Annotated in this window: 17 protein-coding genes; 10 read left to right on the forward strand and 7 right to left on the reverse strand. The window is 71.3% G+C overall.

Annotated features, from left to right (window positions below; translation table 11 throughout):
- The first annotated feature begins 182 nt into the window (after positions 1-182).
- Together queG and FZN60_RS24350 are read left to right on the forward strand one after the other, a co-directional pair.
- On the forward strand, positions 183-1,331 hold the full coding sequence (gene queG, locus FZN60_RS24345) for a tRNA epoxyqueuosine(34) reductase QueG (protein ID WP_158876119.1): 1,149 nt from the start codon (positions 183-185) through the stop codon (positions 1,329-1,331).
- Positions 1,315-2,265: an SDR family oxidoreductase gene (locus FZN60_RS24350; protein WP_158876120.1), complete on the forward strand. Its 951-nt coding sequence runs from the start codon at positions 1,315-1,317 to the stop codon at positions 2,263-2,265. The genes queG and FZN60_RS24350 overlap by 17 nt, the downstream gene beginning before the upstream one ends.
- Positions 2,266-2,269: 4 nt before the next feature.
- Here FZN60_RS24350 and FZN60_RS24355 read toward each other — a convergent pair whose 3' ends face one another.
- From FZN60_RS24355 to htpX, 3 genes are all read right to left on the reverse strand, one after another.
- Positions 2,270-3,976, reverse strand: coding sequence for a heparinase II/III family protein (locus FZN60_RS24355; RefSeq protein ID WP_158876121.1), 1,707 nt, complete (start codon positions 3,974-3,976; stop codon positions 2,270-2,272).
- Between the two features lie 566 nt (positions 3,977-4,542).
- Positions 4,543-5,928, reverse strand: a complete 1,386-nt coding sequence (locus tag FZN60_RS24360; RefSeq protein WP_158876122.1) for an RsmB/NOP family class I SAM-dependent RNA methyltransferase — start codon at positions 5,926-5,928, stop codon at positions 4,543-4,545.
- A complete protein-coding gene (gene htpX / locus FZN60_RS24365; RefSeq protein ID WP_158876123.1) occupies positions 5,925-6,986 on the reverse strand; it encodes a zinc metalloprotease HtpX in 1,062 nt (353 codons plus the stop codon). Before htpX ends, FZN60_RS24360 begins: the two co-directional genes overlap by 4 nt.
- Before the next feature lie 142 nt (positions 6,987-7,128).
- Here htpX and FZN60_RS24370 point away from each other — a divergent pair, with 142 nt between their 5' ends.
- Positions 7,129-7,302 carry a DUF1674 domain-containing protein gene (locus FZN60_RS24370; protein WP_158876124.1) on the forward strand — a complete coding sequence of 58 codons (174 nt, stop codon included), beginning with the start codon at positions 7,129-7,131 and terminating at the stop codon, positions 7,300-7,302.
- 95 nt (positions 7,303-7,397) lie between these two features.
- On the opposite strand, the gene FZN60_RS24375 is transcribed toward FZN60_RS24370, so the two are convergent.
- Both FZN60_RS24375 and hslU read right to left on the reverse strand, forming a co-directional pair.
- Positions 7,398-8,702, reverse strand: a complete 1,305-nt coding sequence (locus FZN60_RS24375; protein ID WP_158876125.1) for a PQQ-dependent sugar dehydrogenase — start codon at positions 8,700-8,702, stop codon at positions 7,398-7,400.
- Positions 8,703-8,843: 141 nt separating this feature from the next.
- Positions 8,844-10,151, reverse strand: coding sequence for an ATP-dependent protease ATPase subunit HslU (hslU, locus tag FZN60_RS24380; protein WP_158876126.1), 1,308 nt, complete (start codon positions 10,149-10,151; stop codon positions 8,844-8,846).
- Between the two features lie 442 nt (positions 10,152-10,593).
- Between hslU and FZN60_RS24385 the strand changes: the two genes are divergently transcribed.
- Together FZN60_RS24385 and FZN60_RS24390 are read left to right on the forward strand one after the other, a co-directional pair.
- Positions 10,594-11,310, forward strand: a complete 717-nt coding sequence (locus FZN60_RS24385) for a helix-turn-helix transcriptional regulator (protein ID WP_246727150.1) — start codon at positions 10,594-10,596, stop codon at positions 11,308-11,310.
- On the forward strand, positions 11,307-11,981 hold the full coding sequence (locus FZN60_RS24390; RefSeq protein WP_246727152.1) for an alpha-ketoglutarate-dependent dioxygenase AlkB family protein: 675 nt from the start codon (positions 11,307-11,309) through the stop codon (positions 11,979-11,981). Before FZN60_RS24385 ends, FZN60_RS24390 begins: the two co-directional genes overlap by 4 nt.
- On the opposite strand, the gene FZN60_RS24395 is transcribed toward FZN60_RS24390, so the two are convergent.
- On the reverse strand, positions 11,920-12,906 hold the full coding sequence (locus FZN60_RS24395; protein ID WP_158876127.1) for an AraC family transcriptional regulator: 987 nt from the start codon (positions 12,904-12,906) through the stop codon (positions 11,920-11,922). The two genes, FZN60_RS24390 and FZN60_RS24395, sit on opposite strands and share 62 nt — an antisense overlap.
- A gap of 82 nt (positions 12,907-12,988) precedes the next feature.
- Here FZN60_RS24395 and FZN60_RS24400 point away from each other — a divergent pair, with 82 nt between their 5' ends.
- From FZN60_RS24400 to FZN60_RS24420, 5 genes are all read left to right on the forward strand, one after another.
- Positions 12,989-14,221 (forward strand): MFS transporter, encoded by a 1,233-nt coding sequence (locus tag FZN60_RS24400; RefSeq protein ID WP_158876128.1) that lies wholly within the window; start codon positions 12,989-12,991, stop codon positions 14,219-14,221.
- 338 nt (positions 14,222-14,559) lie between these two features.
- A complete protein-coding gene (locus tag FZN60_RS24405; RefSeq protein ID WP_158876129.1) occupies positions 14,560-15,360 on the forward strand; it encodes an MBL fold metallo-hydrolase in 801 nt (266 codons plus the stop codon).
- Positions 15,361-15,436: 76 nt separating this feature from the next.
- Complete coding sequence (locus FZN60_RS24410) at positions 15,437-15,976, forward strand: NAD-dependent epimerase/dehydratase family protein (RefSeq protein WP_158876130.1); 540 nt, start codon at positions 15,437-15,439, stop codon at positions 15,974-15,976.
- A gap of 74 nt (positions 15,977-16,050) precedes the next feature.
- Complete coding sequence (locus FZN60_RS24415; protein ID WP_158876131.1) at positions 16,051-16,392, forward strand: hypothetical protein; 342 nt, start codon at positions 16,051-16,053, stop codon at positions 16,390-16,392.
- Between the two features lie 146 nt (positions 16,393-16,538).
- Complete coding sequence (locus FZN60_RS24420; RefSeq protein WP_158876132.1) at positions 16,539-16,985, forward strand: DoxX family protein; 447 nt, start codon at positions 16,539-16,541, stop codon at positions 16,983-16,985.
- A gap of 50 nt (positions 16,986-17,035) precedes the next feature.
- Here FZN60_RS24420 and acs read toward each other — a convergent pair whose 3' ends face one another.
- Positions 17,036-18,988, reverse strand: a complete 1,953-nt coding sequence (acs, locus tag FZN60_RS24425; RefSeq protein WP_158876134.1) for an acetate--CoA ligase — start codon at positions 18,986-18,988, stop codon at positions 17,036-17,038.
- Between the last annotated feature and the right edge of the window lie 49 nt (positions 18,989-19,037).

A 19,037-nucleotide genomic window follows, 5' to 3' on the forward strand; every position in this document is an offset into this window, starting at 1 on the left:
AAGCATCGCCCCGATCGGCGATGATCCCCTCGTCAGCCTGCCAACCCTCGCAGTCTGATCTGCCCGGCCCAAGCCGGCAACCGTGGTGGCCCTTCGCGAGCTACACCACGCCAAGGGACACGACCCACCTCGGCCCATGGGCGGCGTTTTCGTTCGCGCGCTTTGCCCTTATATGCCGCCCCATGGTTCCCGGTCCGTCCCACGATCTTCTCGCCTTCCTGAAGGCCGACGCCGCGCGGCTCGGCTTCGAGGCGGTGGGCGTCGCGCGGGCGGAGGCGAACGCGCTCGCCGGCGAGCGGCTCGACGAGTTCGTGGCGCAGGGGCGCCAGGGCACGATGGGGTGGATGGAGGAGACGGCCGAGCGGCGGCGCAGCGTTTCGGCGCTGTGGCCGGAGGCGCGGAGCGTCGTCGTTCTCGGCATGAACTACGGGCCCGACGAGGATCCGCTGGCGCTTCTCGGACGCCCCGAGCACGGCGCGATCTCGGTCTATGCACGCCACCGCGACTATCACGACGTCATCAAGGGGCGGCTGAAGGAGCTGGCCGGGCGGCTCCTGTCGCGCGCCGAGGCCGCGGGGCTGACCGGCCACGACGTGAAGGTCTTCGTCGACACGGCGCCCTTGATGGAGAAGCCGCTGGGGCAGGCGGCGGGGCTCGGCTGGCAGGGCAAGCACACCAACCTCGTCAGCCGGACCTTCGGATCCTGGCTGTTTCTCGGCTCGATCGTCACCACGCTTGAGCTGCCCGAGGACGAGCCGGGCCGCGACATGTGCGGCTCGTGCCGCGCCTGCCAGGACGCCTGCCCGACGAACGCCTTTCCCGCGCCCTACAAGCTCGATGCCCGGCGCTGCATCTCCTACCTCACCATCGAGACCAAGGCGCCGATCCCTGCGGACCTGCGCCCGCTCATGGGCAACCGCATCTACGGCTGCGACGACTGCCTCGCCGTCTGCCCCTGGAACAAGTTCGCGGTTCACGCCCGCGAGGCCAAGCTGCGGGCGCGCGACGACCTCAAGGCGCCGCGCCTGGCAAGCCTCCTGGCGCTCGACGAGGCGGGGTTCCGCGCCCTTTTCTCCGGCTCGCCGGTGAAACGCGTCGGGCGGGCGAAGTTCGTGTCCAACTGCCTCGTCGCGGCGGGCAACAGCGGCGATCCCGGCTTCCTGCACCCGGTGGAAGACCTTCTCGCGGACGCGGCGCCGATCGTGCGCGCCATGGCGGTCTGGGCGCTGGGGCGGCTCGCGCCGGATCTGGCGCGCAGCCGCCGCGCCGCCGCCCTCGAAACGGAAAGCGATCCCATCGTGCGAAAGGAATGGCATGAGCTCGGCGACTGAAGCGGTGCGATTTCCCGAGGACGCCGGCGTCTTCGTCTTCGGTGCCGGATACTCGGCCGGACGCTTCGTCGAAGCCCTTCCGAAGACGAGCATCCGCGGGCTGACGGTGCGCAGCGGCGAGGGCGTCGAAGCCTGGCGCGCCCGCGGCCTGCCGGCCCTTTGCTTCGACGGCGAGGCGGCGGATCGGGGCGACGATGCGGAAATCGAACGGGCGCTGGCCGAGACGACGCACCTCCTCGTTTCAGTGCCGCCCGGCCATCCCGGCCCGCCGGGGGCGCGGGTCGGGGGCGCCAACGCGACGCCGGGCGACCCGGTGCTGCGCCGCTTCGGCGAGGCTTTGGAGCGGGCGGCGCCGCGGCTCGAATGGATCGGCTACCTTTCGACGGTCGGCGTCTACGGCGATCACGACGGCGCCTGGATCGACGAAACGGCGGAGCTCAAGCCCGTGTCGTCCCGCTCGCGCGAGCGCGTCTCGGCGGAAGAAGGCTGGACGGCGCTGGGACAGGCGTGCGGGATTCCCGTCGCGATCCTCCGGCTGTCGGGCATCTACGGTCCCGGCCGCAACGCCTTCCGGAACCTGGCGGACGGCACCGCGCGGCGGATCGTGAAGCCGGGTCAGGTGTTCAACCGAATCCACGTCGACGACATCGCCGGCGCCGCGTTTCTGCTGGCGCAAAAGCGCCTTGGCGGGCCCTTCAACGTGTCGGACGACGAGCCGGCGCCGCCGGGCGACGTGGTGCTCCACGCCGCGCACCTCGCCGGCGTCGAGCCGCCGCCCGAGACGCCCTTCGACCCGGCCGCGATGAGCCCGATGGCGCGCTCCTTCTGGGGCGAGAACAAGCGCGTCTCCAACGCGCGGCTCAAGCGATCCGGCTACGCCTTCCGCTTTCCCACCTATCGCGAGGGGCTGGCGGGCCTTCTGCCGGAGGCCTGACGCCTCAGCGCGGCAGCTCGCGCTGGAAGCTCCAGAACACGGTGTCGACGATGTCGGCGTCGAAGCCGAGAACGATCTGCGAGGTGCGGCGACCGCCGCCCGTGCTGCCATCGGCGAAGAAGATCGAGTCCTCGACCTCCGGCTCGACGGTCGCGGCGAACAGCCAGGCGTGGTTGCGCGCCTGGAGCCGCAGGCCGCCCTCGACCGCTTCCACCACCACGGAGGGGTGCAGGTGGAAGCGGACCGCCGCGCGGCGTCGGCCCTCGAAGGCGACGCAGCGCCGACCGGCCTCGGCGAGGCGGTCGGTGCCTTCGATGCGGTGGCCGCCGGCGCTCAGCGCGATGCGCCGCTCGTGAAGCAGCCCGAAATCCTCGGCATAGCCGTCGTGAACGGCGCGGAAGGCGAAGAGGCCGTCCTCGTCCTCGCGCTCCATCGTCACCTGGCTCGGGCCCCGGATCAGCGGGTTGCCGAGGAAGCGGCCGAGCGCGGCGTGGCGCGCGAAGCGCGAGGAGGAGCGGTCGGCGAGCGTCAGCGTCGAATGGGCGGCGGTGACGCGGCTGGCGTGGCGGCGGCTCTCGCTCCGGCTGCCGGGCGCGCCGCAGCTCACCACGAAGCGCTGGCCGAGCGAGGAGAACTCGAAGCCGAGCGTTCCCGCATGGGCCTCGCCCGACAGCGCCGGCGCCGGGGGAAGGCCGGTATCGGCGAGAAGCACCGTGCCGCCCGCGGCGAGGCGCTGGTAGCCGGAATGGCGGGCGTTGGAGATCGGCTCGCCCATGGTCTCGTCGTGGCGCAGCACGGCGGCGAGGAGCCGCGGCTCGGCCGCGCCCGCGCCGTTGAACAGCGCCAGCGCCCCGTCGCCGTGGCGGAAGAAGCGCAGCGCCGGAAGCATCCGGTCGACGGCGGAGTAAAGCGCGCGCGGCACCGGCTGGCCGGCGTCGAGCAGGAGCTGGCGCAGCGGCAGGAGGTCGGCGAGGATCTCCGGGATCGCCTCGGGATTGCGCGACACGTGGCCGCCGTCGGGGAAGATCTGCCGATCGAGCTCGGCGGCGAGCGCCTTGGCGGCGGCGCGCGCCCGCGCCCGGCCGGCGGGCAGGCACAGCGCGGCATAGGCGAGGGCGATGCGGGCCCGCAGCCGCGGCAGGCCGGCGGGCGCCTCGCCCACGGACACGCGCTTCACGTGCCGCGCCTCGCGCCCGAGGCTCTTCAGGAAGAGCCGCGCGAAGGCGGGGTCGGCGCCCTCCATGAGGAAGGCGGCATGGGCGATCCAGGCGATCAGGCGGCGCGAGGCGACGTCCGGCTCGTAGGGCACGCGGCCCGCGCCGAACCGGCGGGCGCCGATCCATTCCGACACGAGAAGGCGGGCGTTGCGGGCGGCGAGCGCGTCGCCGGCGGCGGCGAGATGGCGCAGCCAGTCGAAGGCGTGGAGCTCGCGCGCCCAGAGCGGCGAGGACGGCACCAGCGCGAAGGGCGAGACGCCCTCGGCATGGGCGGTTGTGCCGGCGAGGGTGAAGGTGCCGGAATAGATCTCCTGCGCTTTAGCCGGATCGCCGGCGCGCAGCGGCGTCGGCAAGGCGACGAGCGCGTCCGGCGCCGCCCCGGCGAGGCGCAGCCAGGTGAGGGGGCCGGCGCCGAGGGCGCAGCGCGCGCGGCGCCAGGCTTCCCGCACCATCAGTCCCGCAAGGCGCGGGTCGTCCACCAAGCTTTCCGCCACCGCTCACCCGCCTCCGGAGGCCACGCCTCCGACACTGCCCGGGCCACCGCTGCGACGCGGCACCCTCATGGTAAACACGAAGCTAAGGCCGGGTGGTTAAGCGCGGCTTAAGAGGTGCGGCGAAAATCAAACGGGGGGCGGTGGTGCCGTGCCGCATCGTCGGCGGTTTCGGTGCGAGCGGCCCGTTGGCAGCGGAGCGCCGCCGGCTCGGCCGGATCGGCTCGACGGGGCGCCGTCGACTGACCCGCTTCCGCGCTACTTTGTCGGCTTCACCGGTCCGACCCTACCGAACAGCGCCGCCGACCGCCCCATCACCACCTTTGCGTCGTCATCCCGGCCTTGAGCCGGGATCCATTCCAAACCGCCAGACGAGGCCGGAGCGGCGGACCGGCGAGCGGGCCGCCGACCGGTTCTGACAGGCCTCGCGCAGAGGCATGGATCCCGGCTCAAGGCCGGGATGACGAGCTGGAACGGGGGAAGGAGGGAAGTGAGGGGAGAAGAGCGGAGAGGAGGGTGCCGGCGCAGCCCTCCATCGTTCGCCTGTCGTTCAGCCGGCCGGTCCCGCCTCAGGCGGCCGCGCGTTTCAGCCTTGCGGCGAAGAAGCCGTCGAGGCCGGAGGCGTCGAGCGTGCCGCGATCGAGCATGTCGGGGAGGGTGCGGACCATGCCGTCGGGGGTGACGGCCTCGCTCAGGCCCGGCAGCTCGTCCGGTTGGATGCGATCCAGCGCGAAGTCGCTGCGCTCGGCGAGAAAGCCCGCGACCACGCCCTCGCCCTCTTCGGCATCGAGCGAGCAGTTGGAGAAGACGAGCACGCCGCCCGGCTTCACGAGGTCGGCGGCCTCGCGCAGGAGCCGCGCCTGGACGCCGGCGAGGCTCGTCACCTCCTCGGCGTTCTTCGTGTAGCCGACGTCGGGGTGGCGGCGCAGCGTGCCGGTGGAGGAGCAGGGCGCGTCGAGAAGCACGGCGTCGAAGGGCGACAGATCGAGCGTGGCGAACTCGCCGACGCGCGTTTCGGCCGACAGGCCGAGGCGCTCGAAATTGCCCTCCAGCCGCTTCATCCGGCTCGCCGAGCGGTCGACGGCGGTGACGCGGGCGCCGCGGGCGGCGAGCTGCGCCGTCTTGCCGCCCGGCGCGGCGCAGAGATCGGCGACCGCTTGGCCTTCGATCGCGCCGAAGAGGCGGGCCGGCAGGCTCGCCGCCGCGTCCTGGACGATCCAGGCGCCCTCGGCGAAGCCGGGCAGCGCGGTCACCGGCCCGTCGAAGGCCGGCAGGCGCACGGAGCCCGTCGGAAGAAGGTCGGCGCCGAGCTGGCTCGCGAAGGCCGCGGCGTCGCCCTTGAGAATGGTGAGGTCGAGGGGGGCGGGGCGGGCGAGAAGGGCGGCGATGCGCCGGGCCCGCCCGTCGCCGTAGGTCGCGGCGAGGCGCTCGAAGAGCCAGGGCGGGCAGTCGCGCGCGGGGTCCGCGTCGGCCTGCGCGAGAACCGCCTCCTTCTCGCGGGCGAGGCGGCGCAGGAGCGCGTTGACGAGGCCGGCGAAGCGCGCGAGGCGCGGATCGGCCTTGGCGAGCGACACGGCGGTGTCGACCGCGGCCGAGTCCGGCACGTCGAGAAACAGCACCTGCGCGGCCCCGACGTGGAGGAGATGCTCCAAGGCGCGGGCATTGCCGGGAAGCGGCCGGTCGACGCGGGCCGCAAGGGCCGCCGCGATCGTGCCGCGCCGGCGCAGGGCCACGTGGAGGATGGCCCGCACGAGGCCCTGGTCGCGCGCGTCGAGGCGGCGCAGCCCGGGATGGCCGCCGACGGGATCGAGCAGCCCGTCGAGCGAGGTTCGCGCGTCCACCACGGCGGCGAGGAGCTTGGCGGCGATCGCGCGGACGGCAAGGCCGGGCGCGTCGGGAACGCGCTCGGCTTCGAAACGTCGGGGCGGGCGGCTCGTCGGGGCGGGGCGGGTCAACCCCAGGGTCCCCGCGGGCCGGAGCGCGGCTTTCCGATGCTGGGCGGGCGGGCGGAGGAGGCGCCCGATCCGCCGCGCGGCGCGCCGGTCCGGCCGCTGCCGTTCCAGGGACCGTGGGCGATGCCGCCGAAGCCCGCGCCGCGCACGGCGCCCGCGTCGGAGAAGGAGCCGGGACGCGGGCCCGCGACGAAGCCGCCCCCGCCGGCGCCGAAGCCCGGCTCGCCCGCCATGGTCTGCAGCGCGGCAATGCGGTTCTCGGTCGCCGGATGTGTGGAGAACAGGCCGTCCATGCGCTGACCGTTCAGGGGATTGATAATGAACATGTGGGCGGTGGCCGGGTTGCGCTCGGCGTCGACGTTGACGACCCGGTGCGCGCCGCCGGCGATCTTGGCGAGCGCCGAGGCGAGGGCCAGGGGCTGGCCGCAGATCTCGGCGCCGCGCCGGTCGGCGGAATATTCGCGGGTGCGCGAGATCGCCATCTGCACCAGCATGGCCGCGAAGGGCGCGACGATGATGGCGAGAAGCACCCCGACGAAGCCGAAGGGATTGTTGTTGTCGCGGTTGCCGCCGAAGAAGAAGGCGAAGTTGCCGAGCATGGAGATCGCGCCGGCCAGCGTCGCGGTGATCGTCATGATCAGCGTGTCGCGGTTCTGGACGTGGGCGAGCTCGTGCGCCATCACGCCCGCCACCTCGTCGGCGTTGAGCGTGGCGAGCAGACCCGTCGTCGCGGCGACGGCCGCGTTCTGCGGGTTGCGCCCGGTGGCGAAGGCGTTGGGCTGGGGATTGTCGATGACGTAGACCTTCGGCATGGGCAGGCCGGCATTCCTCGCCAGCCGCTCGACGATGCCGTAATATTCGGGCGCCGAGCGCGCGTCCACCTCGTGGGCGTGGTGCATGCGCAGCACCATCTTGTCGGCGTTCCAATAGGCGAAGAGGTTCATCGCGGCGGCGACGGCGAAGGCGATCGCCATACCCCCGATGCCGCCGACGAGATAGCCGATTCCCATGAAGAGCGCGGTCAGCCCGCCGATCAGCATGGCCGTCTTGAGCATGTTCATGAGGGTGTCGGTCTCCTTGTCGCGGAACGTGAACGGAACACCCCGAATTTGGGAGCCGATGCGCTCCCCTTCAATGACCTTTCGCGGGCGGGGGGAAATGCCTATCTCGCGGAAGACCACGGATGTTCGGGACGACGAGACGATGAGCGAGCTGAAAGAGCTGAGCCCGGCCGCGCGGCGGGCGCTGGAGGAAGCCGCCGAGCGCCGCCGCCTGGCCGAGGCGGCCGAGCGGCCGGTCGAGGTGAACGGCCGCAAGGGCCCGGAACCCGTGCGTTACGGGGACTGGGAAAAGAACGGGATCATCTCGGACTTCTGAGGGGAGGGGGCCTTCGCCCTCCGTTCCGGAGTGTTTCACGTGAAAACAGGGCGCGGCACCCATGCCGCGCCCTCGTCCATGTCCGTCAGGTTTCGTCAGGCGCCCTGGCGCGTCACGCGCAGGATGGTGGACGAACCCGCTCTCGGGTCCTCGGTCACCGCGTAGACCGCGCCGTCCGGGCCGACCCTGACGTCGCGGATGCGGGCATCGAGCGACACGCGGTCCTCGGCCGCCACGCGCCCGTCCTCCATGTGCAGGACGACGAGGCCCGTCGAGACGAGGCCGCCGACGAGGAAGGCGTTCTGCCATTCCGGGAACTCGGCGCCCTCGTACCAGGCCATGCCGGAGGGGCCGACCACCGGATCCCAGTAATAGACCGGCTGCTCCATGCCGTCCTGCGCGGTGAGGCCGCCCTCGACCGGACCGCCGCTGTATTCCACGCCGTAGGTGATCACCGGCCAGCCGTAGTTCTTGCCGGCCTCCGGGCGGTTCAGCTCGTCGCCGCCGCGCGGCCCGTGCTCCACCGTCCACAGGCGGCCCTCGCCGTCGAGCGCGGCGGACTGGAGGTTGCGGTGGCCATAGGACCAGATCTCGGGCTGGGCGTTGTTCGCGCCGTCCGCGAAGGGATTGCCCTCCGCCGCGCTGCCGTCGACGTTGATGCGGAAGACCTTGCCGAGGCCGCTTTCGAGGTTCTGCGCCTGCTCGCGGATCGGGTCGTCCGAGCGCTCGCCGACGGTGACGTAGAGGTGGCCATCGGCCGAGAAGACGAGGCGCGAGCCGTAGTGCTTGGTGTTGTCGTAGGACGGCATCTGGCGGAAGACGACCTCGACGTCCTCCAGCGCCGTGCCGTCGGCGCTCAGCGTGCCGCGGGCGACGCTGGTGCCGTTGCCCTCGTCGCGCGGCTCGGAGAAGGATACGAAGACGTGGCGGCTCGTCTCGAAGTCGGGCGCGAGCGCGACGTCGAGGAGGCCCGCCTGGCCGCCCGAGACGACCTCCGGCACGCCGGAGATGGCGGGGCCGACCTCGCCTTCGGGCGTCACGATGTGCATCGCGCCCTCCTTGGCGGTGACCAGCATGCGCCCGTCGGGCAGGAACTCCATGGCCCAGAGGTGCGGCAGCCCTTCCGCGACCGTCTCGACCTTGACCTCGGGCGTTTCGCCGGACTGCGGCGCGCGGGTCTGGCCGGCGAAGGCGGGCTCCTGCCCTTGCGCGTTCGGCGCCTCGGTCTCGACCGGGGCGGTGGCTGCCGTGTTCTCCTCGCCGGTCGCCGGCGGCGTGCCCTCGACGTGGTCGATGGGCGAGGTGTCGCCGGTGGACTGGGCGAGGGCGGGCAGGGCGGACAGGCTGAGGCCGGCGGCGAGGGCGGTGCCGGCGAGGAGGGCGGACAAGCGCAAGGACATCGAGCTCCGGTTCGGAAAAGGGCGGGATCGTCGCGATCCCGTGTCTAGCTCCCGAAATGGAAGGGGCGGGCGCCGGGGAAACCCCGCGGCGCCCGCCCTGCAATCATAAGTCTATCAACAAAACCGGAGGCGCGCGTCAGGTCACAGGATGAAGCGCGACAGGTCCGCGTTTCCGGCGATCTCGCCGAGCGCCTTTTCCACGTAGGCCGCGTCGATCCGGAAGGTCGTGTTCGGCCGGTCCGGCGCCTCGAAGGAGATCTCGTCGAGGACGCGCTCCATCACCGTCTGGAGGCGGCGCGCGCCGATGTTCTCGACCGAGCCGTTGATCCTCACCGCCATGTCGGCGAGCGCGTCGATGGCGTCCTCGGTGATCTCGAGGTCGACGTTCTCCGTCTTCATCAGCGCGACGTACTGCTTGATCAGGCTCGCCTCGGTCTCGGTCAGGATGCGGCGGAAGTCGTCCTTGGACAGGGCCTGCAGCTCGACGCGGATCGGCAAGCGACCCTGGAGCTCCGGCAGGAGGTCGGAGGGCTTGGAGACGTGGAAGGCGCCGGAGGCGATGAACAGGACGTGGTCGGTCTTCACCGGCCCGTGCTTGGTCGCGACCGTGGTGCCCTCGACGAGCGGCAGGAGGTCGCGCTGGACGCCCTCGCGCGACACGCCGGCGCCCAGGCCTCCTTCGCGGCTCGCCACCTTGTCGATCTCGTCGATGAAGACGATGCCGTTGTTCTCCACCGCCGCGATGGCCTCGCGCACCAGGCTCTCCTGGTCGAGGAGCTTGTCGGACTCCTCGTTGAGGAGGAGGCCGTACGAGTCGCGCACCGTGGTGCGGCGCGTCTTGGTGCGACCGCCCAGCGCCTTGCCGAACATCTCGGAAATGTTGAGGACGCCGATGTTGGCGCCCGGCATGCCGGGGATTTCCATGCCGCCGAGCGGGTTTGCCGTGTCGGCCACCTCGACGTCGATCTCCTTGTCGTCGAGCTCGCCGGCGCGAAGGCGCTTGCGGAAGGAATCGCGCGTCGCGGGCGAGGCGGTCTTGCCGACGAGGGCGTCGAGCACGCGCTCCTCGGCGCCCTGATGGGCCTTGGCCTTCACCTCCTCGCGCTTCTTGTCGCGGGTGAGGCCGATACCGACCTCGACGAGGTCGCGCACGATCTGCTCGACGTCGCGGCCGACATAGCCGACCTCGGTGAACTTCGTCGCCTCGACCTTGATGAAGGGTGCGCCCGCGAGTCGTGCGAGGCGCCGGGAGATCTCGGTCTTGCCGACGCCGGTCGGGCCGATCATCAGGATGTTCTTCGGCGAGACCTCGTCGCGCAGGCTCCCGTCGAGCTGCTGGCGGCGCCAGCGGTTGCGCAGCGCCACGGCGACCGCGCGCTTGGCGTCCTTCTGGCCGATGATGTGGCGATCGAGCTCGGAAACGATCTCGCGGGGGGAAAAGTCGCTCATTCTCTGAACCGTTCGATTGTCCCGTTCCGCCGCCCTCGTGAACGTCGTGAAGCAGCGGCGGAGCGGACGGGGGGATAAACGTCTGCCTGTCAGGTCCGCTCGAAGATGGGATGCGAGGCGGCGCGGCGCCAGTCCCGCCGCCTTTGTTCCCGGACAAAGCGCCTTTACGCCACATTGACCATGGCTGAGGGTTTTAGGCGTCGACGCTCCGCGTCAGATTACTTATCCTGGCATCCAGTCGGCAGGGGGCGGCACCGGGGGAACGATCCCCGGAGTCGATTCGTCGCGCCGCGCCCGAACCTCGCGATCTCCGGCTCCACCGAGGAGGACCCATGCCCGCCGTGCCCGACACCACGATGCTGTCCCGCTCGATGGTTCCGGTGCTTTGGGGCGGTATCGTGACCGGCCGGCGACGCGATCCATCCGGCGGGAGGCCGAGGCGTTGACGGAGCGCGACGCCTGCGGCGCGATGCGCCGGCTCGACGCGCCCTGGACCGAGGACATGCTGACGCAGGCGCTGGCCGCCATCGCGGACGATTTCGGCTTCACCTACTGGGCCGTGCTCGCCATGCCCTCCACCGACGAGGGCGGGGCGACGATGCAGTACGTCTTCGGCAACTGGCCCAAGCCCTTCGAGCGCGCCTACGAGGCGCGCGGCCTCCACCGCTTCTCGCTCATGATGCGCGCGCTGAAGGCCGATCCGATGCCCTTCGTCTGGGATGCCGCGACGCTCTACGGCACCGACGAGGCGGAGCCGAGCCCCGCCGCGCGCCTCCTGATCGACAACGACTACCTCGCCGGCGCGATCTTCCCGGTCTGGGGCCTGACCACGTTCAACGGCGCGGTCTCCTTCGCGGGACACAGCTGCCAGCTGTCGGACGAGGAGGTGCGCGAGCTGCACCTGGCCTGCTTCGCCTTCTTCGGCATGCTGGCCGCCGCCCGCTTCATCGAGAACCAGCGCCGCAATCCGCTGACCACCCGCGAGCGCGACTGCCTGAAGCTCGCCATGCTCGGCAAGACCTCGTCCGAGATCGGCGCGATCCTGTCCTTGTCCGAGCATACGGTGTCGCAGTACCTGACCTCCGCGACGCGCAAGATGAACGCGTCGAACCGCACCCATGCCGTCGCGCTCGCCGCGCAGTCGGGCTACCTCTCGTGAGCCTCTTCGAGGCCGCGGGCGAACCGCTCGCGCCGCGCCTGCCGCCCGGCGTCGTCTACCGCCCGGGCTTCTTCGACGCGGCGGCGCAAGCCGCGCTTCTCGCCGAGATCCGCGCCGGGCTGACCGACGCTCCCTTCGGGCGCCCGGAGATGCCGCGCACCGGCAAGCCCTTCAGCGTCGAGATGACCAATCGCGGCGCGCTCGGCTGGGTGTCGGACCGAAGCGGCTACCGCTACCAGCCGCGCCATCCCGTCACCGGACGGCCCTGGCCGCCGATCCCGGATGCGCTCCTGTCGCTCTGGCGCGCCCTCGCGCACTATCCGCACGACCCGCAGGCCTGCCTCGTCAACCTGTATCGGGGCAATGCCCGGATGGGGCTCCACCAGGACCGGGACGAGGAGGACTTCGACGCCCCCGTCCTGTCGGTCTCGCTCGGCGACGACTGCTTGTTCCGCATCGGCGGGACGGCGCGCGGCGGGGCGACCACCTCGCTGCGCCTCGCCTCCGGCGACGTCCTCGTTCTCGGCGGCGAGAGCCGCCTCGCCTTTCACGGCGTCGACCGGGTCTATCCCGGCACCGGCACGCTTCTCGGCGAGGGAGGCGGGCGCATCAACCTGACGCTGCGGCGTGTGACGCGCCCGAGCGCAGGCGACCCGGCGCCGAGCCGATGATCCGCTTGAAGGCGCGGCTGAACGAGGCTTCGGAATCGTAGCCGAGCCGCTGCGCAGCCTCCGCGATGCGCATGCGGTCGCGCAGCATCCATTGGCGCGCCTGATGCATGCGCACCTGCGTGACGTAGCGCGCCGGCGTCTCGCCGACCGCCGCGGTGAACTTGGCGGCGAAGCCCGAGCGCGAGGCGCCCATCAGCCGGGCGAGCTCGGCCACGCTCCAGTCGCGGTCGGGCGCGGCGTGAATGGAGGCGAGAACACGCCCGATCTCCGGGTCGCGCATCGCCGCGATCCAGCCGGCCTCCTCGCCGCAGCCGTGCTCCACCCAGGAACGGATGATCTGCGCGGCCATGACGTCGGCGAGCCGCGCCAGGATGCCGCTCGCCCCAACCCGGCTCATCGCGCATTCCGCGATCATCGCCTGAAGGAGGTGCGGGATCGCCGGCTCGCTGATCATCAGCTCCTTCGCCCGCATCAGGTCCGGCATCATCCGCATCAGCGGATGGAGCGCATCGAGATTGAAGCGCATGGAGCCGCAGAAGAGGACGGTGGTCTCGCCTTCCGCATCGTCCCCGTCCGCCGCCTCGTAGTCGAACACGGTATCGCAGACCGGGCGGCAGTCGCAGCGCGGGAAGGGGCGCGGCTCGACGCCCGGCGCGCTGGCGAGGACGTACGCCGCCCCGCGCGGCACGAGCACCGCATCGCCCGCGCCGAGCTCGCTCCAGGCGCCGTCGGGGCCGAGCAGCCAGCAGCCCTTGCCGGCGACGAAATGGAAGTGCGCGTGCGCCTGCGCGGGATAAACGAAGCTCCACGCGCCCGTCATCCGGCACCGGCCGTATTCGACACCGTCGAGCCGCAGCCCGCGCAGCATGTCGGTCAGCGCATCGTCGGCGCTCGGAGGGACGGACTTGGACGATCGGTCAAGCATGAGAGAGGATCTAGCATGGAAACGCCAGGACGGCGAGCCTAGTTTGCCGCCTCTTCGCAGCGCATCACGAAAGATCGCAGCCATGACCGACATCGCTTCCGCGCGCGGCCCCGCCGAGCCGACCATCGCCGTTCAGGCCCCGCCCGCGGAGCGCGCCCGCTGGACCGCGGTCTTCTCCCTGTCCTTCGGCGTCTTCGGCCTCGTGACGGCCGAGTTCCTGCCGGTCAGCCTCCTCACCCCCATCGCGGCCGAACTCGACGTCTCCAACGGCACCGCCGGCCAGGCGATCACCGCGACCGCCGTGGTCGCCGCCATCGCCGGTCCGCTCCTGGTGCTCGGCTCCGGCCGGCTCGACCGGCGGCTGATCGTCTGGGTGCTGATGGCCCTCCTCGTCGTGTCCGGCATCCTGTCGGCGCGGGCGGCGAGCGTTTTCGAGCTGCTTCTCGCCCGCGGCCTTCTCGGCTTCGCCCTCGGCGGCTTCTGGGCGATGATGACGGCGCTGGCGCTGCGGCTCGTGCCACCGGCCGACGTGCCCCGGGCGATCTCGATCATCATCATGGGCGTTTCGGCCGCCACCGTCTGCGCCGCGCCGCTCGGTGCCGCGCTGGGCGAGCTGTGGGGGTGGCGCGCGACGTTCCTGGCGGCCTCGGGCCTGGGCGCGGTCGCCCTTCTCGTTCAGCTCGCGGCGCTTCCCTCGCTGCCCGCGACCGCCGCGCCGGGCCTGTCGGCCTTCGGCGCGGCGCTCTCGCATCGCGGCATCCTGATCGGTCTCGGCACGGTGATCCTGGTCGTGTCCGGCCATTTCGCGGGCCTCACCTTCATCCGCCCCTTCCTGGAGGAAGTGCCGCGCCTCAACGCCGCGACCGTGTCGCTGGCGCTCCTCGCCTTCGGCGTCGGCGGCTTTGCCGGCAACGTCGCGGGCGGAGCGGTGGCGGCGCGCTCGCCGGCGCTGGCCGCCGGCAGCGCGGCCGTCCTCGTCACCGCCGCGGCTCTGGCGCTGATCCTCTTCGGCCCGGTCGCCGAATTCGCCTTCGCCGCGACCGCGCTCTGGGGCTTCGCCTTCGGCGCCTTCCCGGTCTCGGTCTCGATCTGGAACGCGCGCGCCGCGCCCGAACTCGCGGAAAGCTCCGGCGCGCTCCTGTCCTCGAGCTTCCAGGTGGCGATCGCGAGCGGCGCCATGATCGGCGGTCTCCTGATCGACGGCCTCGGCCCGACGGGCGTCATCGTCTACGCGGCGCTGGCGGTGGTCGCGGGCGCAGGCGTCATGCTGGTGCTCGGCCGTGCCGCCGAGCGCCGGCGCGCCGCGGCGGCCTGACCGGCGCCCGCGCCAGACGAGCGCCCATGAAAAAAGCCGCCTCCCGGGTCTGGGAGGCGGCTTTCCGTGATTCATGCGATGCCGGGGGTCCGCGAGAACCCTCGGGGGAATCGCAGATCCCTTATGCGCGCGAAGGAGACTGCCCCTTTACGGCCTTGGAACCCATCGACCCAACCGACATCTGGAAATCACTCGACATTGGATCACCTCCTTTCGCTGCGTTGAACACGAGGCAAAGTATGGGCGCCGAAATCGGCGCCCGCAAGGGGTCTGGACGAAATCATGCGTTCTCGCCCATTCTCGGCGGCGAAACGCCGCGCCGGGGAGGAGCAGGCCCGATGGACTCCTTCGTCTGCGACACCTGCGGCACGGTCTGGCCGCCGAGTCCGGCTCCGCCCGCCGCCTGCCCGATCTGCCTCGACGAGCGCCAGTACCTGCCGCCGGGCGGCCAGCGCTGGACGACGCTCTCGGCGGTGCGAGGCGGCCATCGCCAAGGCTTCCACTACGAGCACCGGGTTCTCGCCGTCGCGCCCGAGCCGTCCTTCGCCATCGGCCAGCGCGCGCTTCTCGTGCGCTCGCCGGGCGGCAACGTCCTTTGGGACTGCGTGACGCTGGTCGACCGGGCCAGCGCCGAGATCCTGTCGGCGCTGGGCGGCATCGACGCCATCGCCATCTCTCACCCGCACTATTACTCCGCCATGGCGGATTGGAGCGCGGCCTTCGACGCGCCGGTCTACACCCACGCCGACGATGCGGGCTTCGTGGTCAACAAGGCGAGCGAGCACCGCTTCTGGGAGGGCGAGCGGCTGGAGATCCTACCGGGCCTGACCCTGATCCGCTGCGGCGGGCATTTCGAGGGCGCGAGCGTCCTGCACTCGGCGCACGAGCCGGGCGGCGCGCTGTTCACCGGCGACGTCCTTCAGGTCGCGCCGGACGGCGAGCACCTCGGCTTCATGCGCTCCTATCCCAACTACCTGCCCCTCGGCGCCGCCGCGGTGCGCCGCATCGAGGCCGCGCTCGACGGCCTCGAATTCGAGGCGATCTACGGCGCCTTCTGGAACCGCGTCATCGCCAAGGGCGGGCGCGAGGCGCTCGCCCGCTCGGTGGAGCGTCACGTCGACTGGGTGACGCGGGCGTAGCGATCATGCGCATTCTTCGAGCTTCGACGTCTACCGCGCCTATGGCCGCCTGACGAAGGCCGAGCCCGGCGAGCCGGTGCCGCTGAGCGAGGACGCGCCGCTGCGCAGCATCCTCTACCCTTACCGCGGCATGGAAGCGCAGCTCGGCGCCTATGCCCGCGACTACGACAAGGTGCTGGCGGAGGCCGCCGTCCGGGACGCGCCCGGCCTTGATTGGACGATCCTGCGCCTGCCCAAGGTCTACGGGCCGGAGGAGAATGGCGGCCTCGGCACGGTCTACGGCTTCGCGGCGGTGCCGGACTGGCGCTGGACGCACGGCCATGTCGAGAACGTCGGCGCCGCGATCGCCGCCGCCACGCTCCACCCCGATGCCCGCAACGCCGTCTTCAACGTCGGCGAGGCGCAGACGCCGACGATGGGTGAACGCCTCGCCCGCCTGCCGCCGCGCGACGGCGAGGCGCCGGCGCCCCCGCCCTTCGATTATCGCCAGCCGCTCGTCACGGACACGAGCCGCATCCGCCGCGCGCTCGGCGTCGCCGACGTGGTCGACGAGGCCGAGGCCATGGCGGCTCTCGCCGCGTCGGCCGGTTCGCCCGCGCGGGCCGGTGACGCATAGCGCCGAAGACCGGCGCCTCGTCCGCTTCCGCGGCCGCCTTGCCTGCCATGCTGCACCGCATTAAGACGGGCGCCATGCGATCGCTTCTGCGGATGATCCTGCTCGTTCTCGTCGCCGCCGGCTTCGCCGCGCCGGCGCTGGCGAGCATGGCCGCGCCGCTCGTCGTATCGCAGGCGGAGCCGCCCTGCCCGAGCAAGCGCGTTGTCCTCGAACAATGCCCGGTCGACTCCGCTGCGCAGGCGGCGATGCCGCGCGCCGGCGTTTCCGCTGACGCGCCCTGCTCGATGAAGGCGATCGAGGCGCGCGCCGCCGATCCCGCACCCTCCCACGCCAGCCGGGCGCTCGCCTTCGAGGTCCGCTCGGCCCGTTGGACCGGCTGGACCCCGCCCGGAATCGATCCGCCTCCACGATCCTGACGGTTCGAACCCGCGCAACCACGCGGCTCGCTCCACCTCATCCGTTTTCACGCCGTTCGCGTCCCCGATGCACCGGGCTTTCGCGCCAGCGCACCGCCTGTGGGCGGGCGCGCCGCCGGACGGCATTCATCGTTCAGGATCATCCCATGTCCGACATCACCACCCGCCGCCCGCTCGTCATCCCCGCGCTCGGCGGCCTCTACGCCCGCCTCGACACGGGCGCGGAGACCCTGTTGCGCGTCGTGTGCGGCCTCGCCCTCGTCGCCCACGGCGTTCCGAAGATCATGAATCCCTTCGGTGCCGTCGGCATGGTGGAAGGGCTCGGCTTCTATCCCGGCGTCTTCTGGTCGCCGCTTCTCGCCGCCACCGAGTTCCTCGGCGGGCTGTTCATCGCCCTCGGCTTTCTCACCCGCCCGGCGGCCTTCGCGGCGACGATCGTCCTTCTCGTCACCGTCTGGTTCCACTGGGTGACGCAGGGCCAGGGCTATTCGGGGTCCGAGAAGTCGATCCTCTGGGCAGCGATCACCCTGTTCTTCGTCGTGCGCGGCCCCAACCGCCATTCGGTCGACGCCCGCCTCGGCCGGGTGTTCTGAGACCCGCCCGGCCGCGTTTCACGTGAAACGCGGCCGGGCGGCGTGTGGCGTCAGCCCTTGCGGTTTTGGCGGTTGTCGACGAGGTCGTCGACGACGGCCGGATCGGCCAGGGTCGAGGTGTCGCCGAGGGCTCCGAAGTCGTCCTCGGCGATCTTGCGCAGGATGCGGCGCATGATCTTGCCCGAGCGCGTCTTGGGCAGGCCCGGCGCGAACTGGATCTTGTCCGGCGAGGCGATGGCGCCGATGTCGTTGCGCACGTGCTGGACGAGTTCCTTCTTCAGCTCGTCCGACGGCGCGACGCCCTCCATGAGCGTCACGTAGCAGTAGATGCCCTGGCCCTTGATGTCGTGCGGGTAGCCGACGACGGCCGCTTCCGAGACCTTGGGGTGGGCGACCAGCGAGGACTCGACCTCGGCCGTGCCCATGCGGTGGCCGGACACGTTGATCACGTCGTCGACGCGGCCGGTGATCCACCAGTAGCCGTCGGCGTCGCGGCGGGCGCCGTCGCCGGTGAAGTATGTGTTCGGATAGGTCGAGAAGTAGGTCTGCTCGAAGCGCTCGTGGTCGCCGTAGACCGTGCGCATCTGGCCGGGCCAGCTCTCGGTGATGCAGAGATTGCCTTCGGCCGCGCCCTCCAGCGGCTTGCCCTCGTTGTCGACGAGCTGCGGCACGACGCCGAAGAAGGGGCGCGTCGCAGAGCCCGGCTTCAGGTCCGTGGCGCCCGGCAGCGGCGTGATCAGGATGCCGCCGGTCTCGGTCTGCCACCAGGTGTCGACGATGGGCACGCGCTCCTCGCCGACCACCCGGTAGTACCAGTTCCAGGCCTCCGGGTTGATCGGCTCGCCGACCGAGCCGAGGACCTTCAGCGAGGCGCGGGAGGTCGTCTTCACCGGCTCGTCGCCCGAGCCCATCAGGGCGCGGATGGCGGTGGGCGCGGTGTAGAAGATGTTGACCTTGTGCTTGTCGATGACCTGCCAGAAGCGCGACACGTCGGGATAGTTCGGCACGCCCTCGAACATCAGCGTCGTCGCGCCGTTGGCGAGCGGCCCGTAGACGATGTAGCTGTGGCCGGTCACCCAGCCGACGTCCGCCGTGCACCAGTAGATGTCCCCGTCATGGTAGTCGAAGACGTATTCGTGCGTCATCGAGGCGTAGACGAGGTAGCCGCCGGTGGTGTGGAGGACGCCCTTGGGCTTGCCCGTCGATCCCGAGGTGTAGAGGATGAACAGCGGGTCCTCGGCGTTCATCTCCTCCGGCGGGCAGTCGGCGGAGGCCGTCTCGCGCGCCTCGTGCCACCAGACGTCGCGGGACCCGTCGAAGGCGACGTTGCCGCCGGTGCGGCGCACGACGAGAACGGTGTCGACGCTCTGCCCGCCCTTCCCTGCGATCTCCACCGCCTTGTCGGCATTGCTTTTCAGCGGAACCTTGCGCCCGCCGCGAAGGCCCTCGTCGGCGGTGATGAGCACCGAGGAGGCCGCGTCGACCAGGCGTCCGGCCAGCGCGTCCGGCGAGAAGCCGCCGAAGACGACGGAATGGACGGCGCCTAGCCTCGTGCAGGCGAGCATGGCGAAGGCCGCTTCCGGGATCATCGGCATGTAAAGCGTGACGCGGTCGCCGCGCTTCACGCCACGATCCTTCAGGACGTTCGCCATGCGGCTCACCTCCTCGTGGAGCTCGCGATAGGTGACGATCCGCGACTCGTTCGGATCGTCACCCTCCCAGAGGATCGCGGTCTGCTCGGCACGCGCGCCCAGGTGCCGGTCGATGCAGTTGGCGGAAACGTTGAGGGTCCCGTCCTCGAACCACTTGATGGACACGTGGCCCGGCGCGAAGGAGGCGTTCTTGACGCGCGAATAGGGCTTGATCCAGTCGAGGCGCTTGCCGTGCTCGCCCCAGAAGCCGTCGGGATCGGAAACGCTGCGCTCGTACCAGGCGCGATAGGTCGCGTCGTCGATCTTGGCGCGGCTCTTCCACTCGTCCTTGACGGCGATCACGGCACTCATCGAAACCCTCCCGGTTCCTGTCTGACGTCATATGGGAAGGGCCGCGAGG

This window comes from Antarcticirhabdus aurantiaca, from assembly GCF_009765365.1.
Taxonomy (GTDB): domain Bacteria; phylum Pseudomonadota; class Alphaproteobacteria; order Rhizobiales; family Rhizobiaceae; genus Antarcticirhabdus; species Antarcticirhabdus aurantiaca.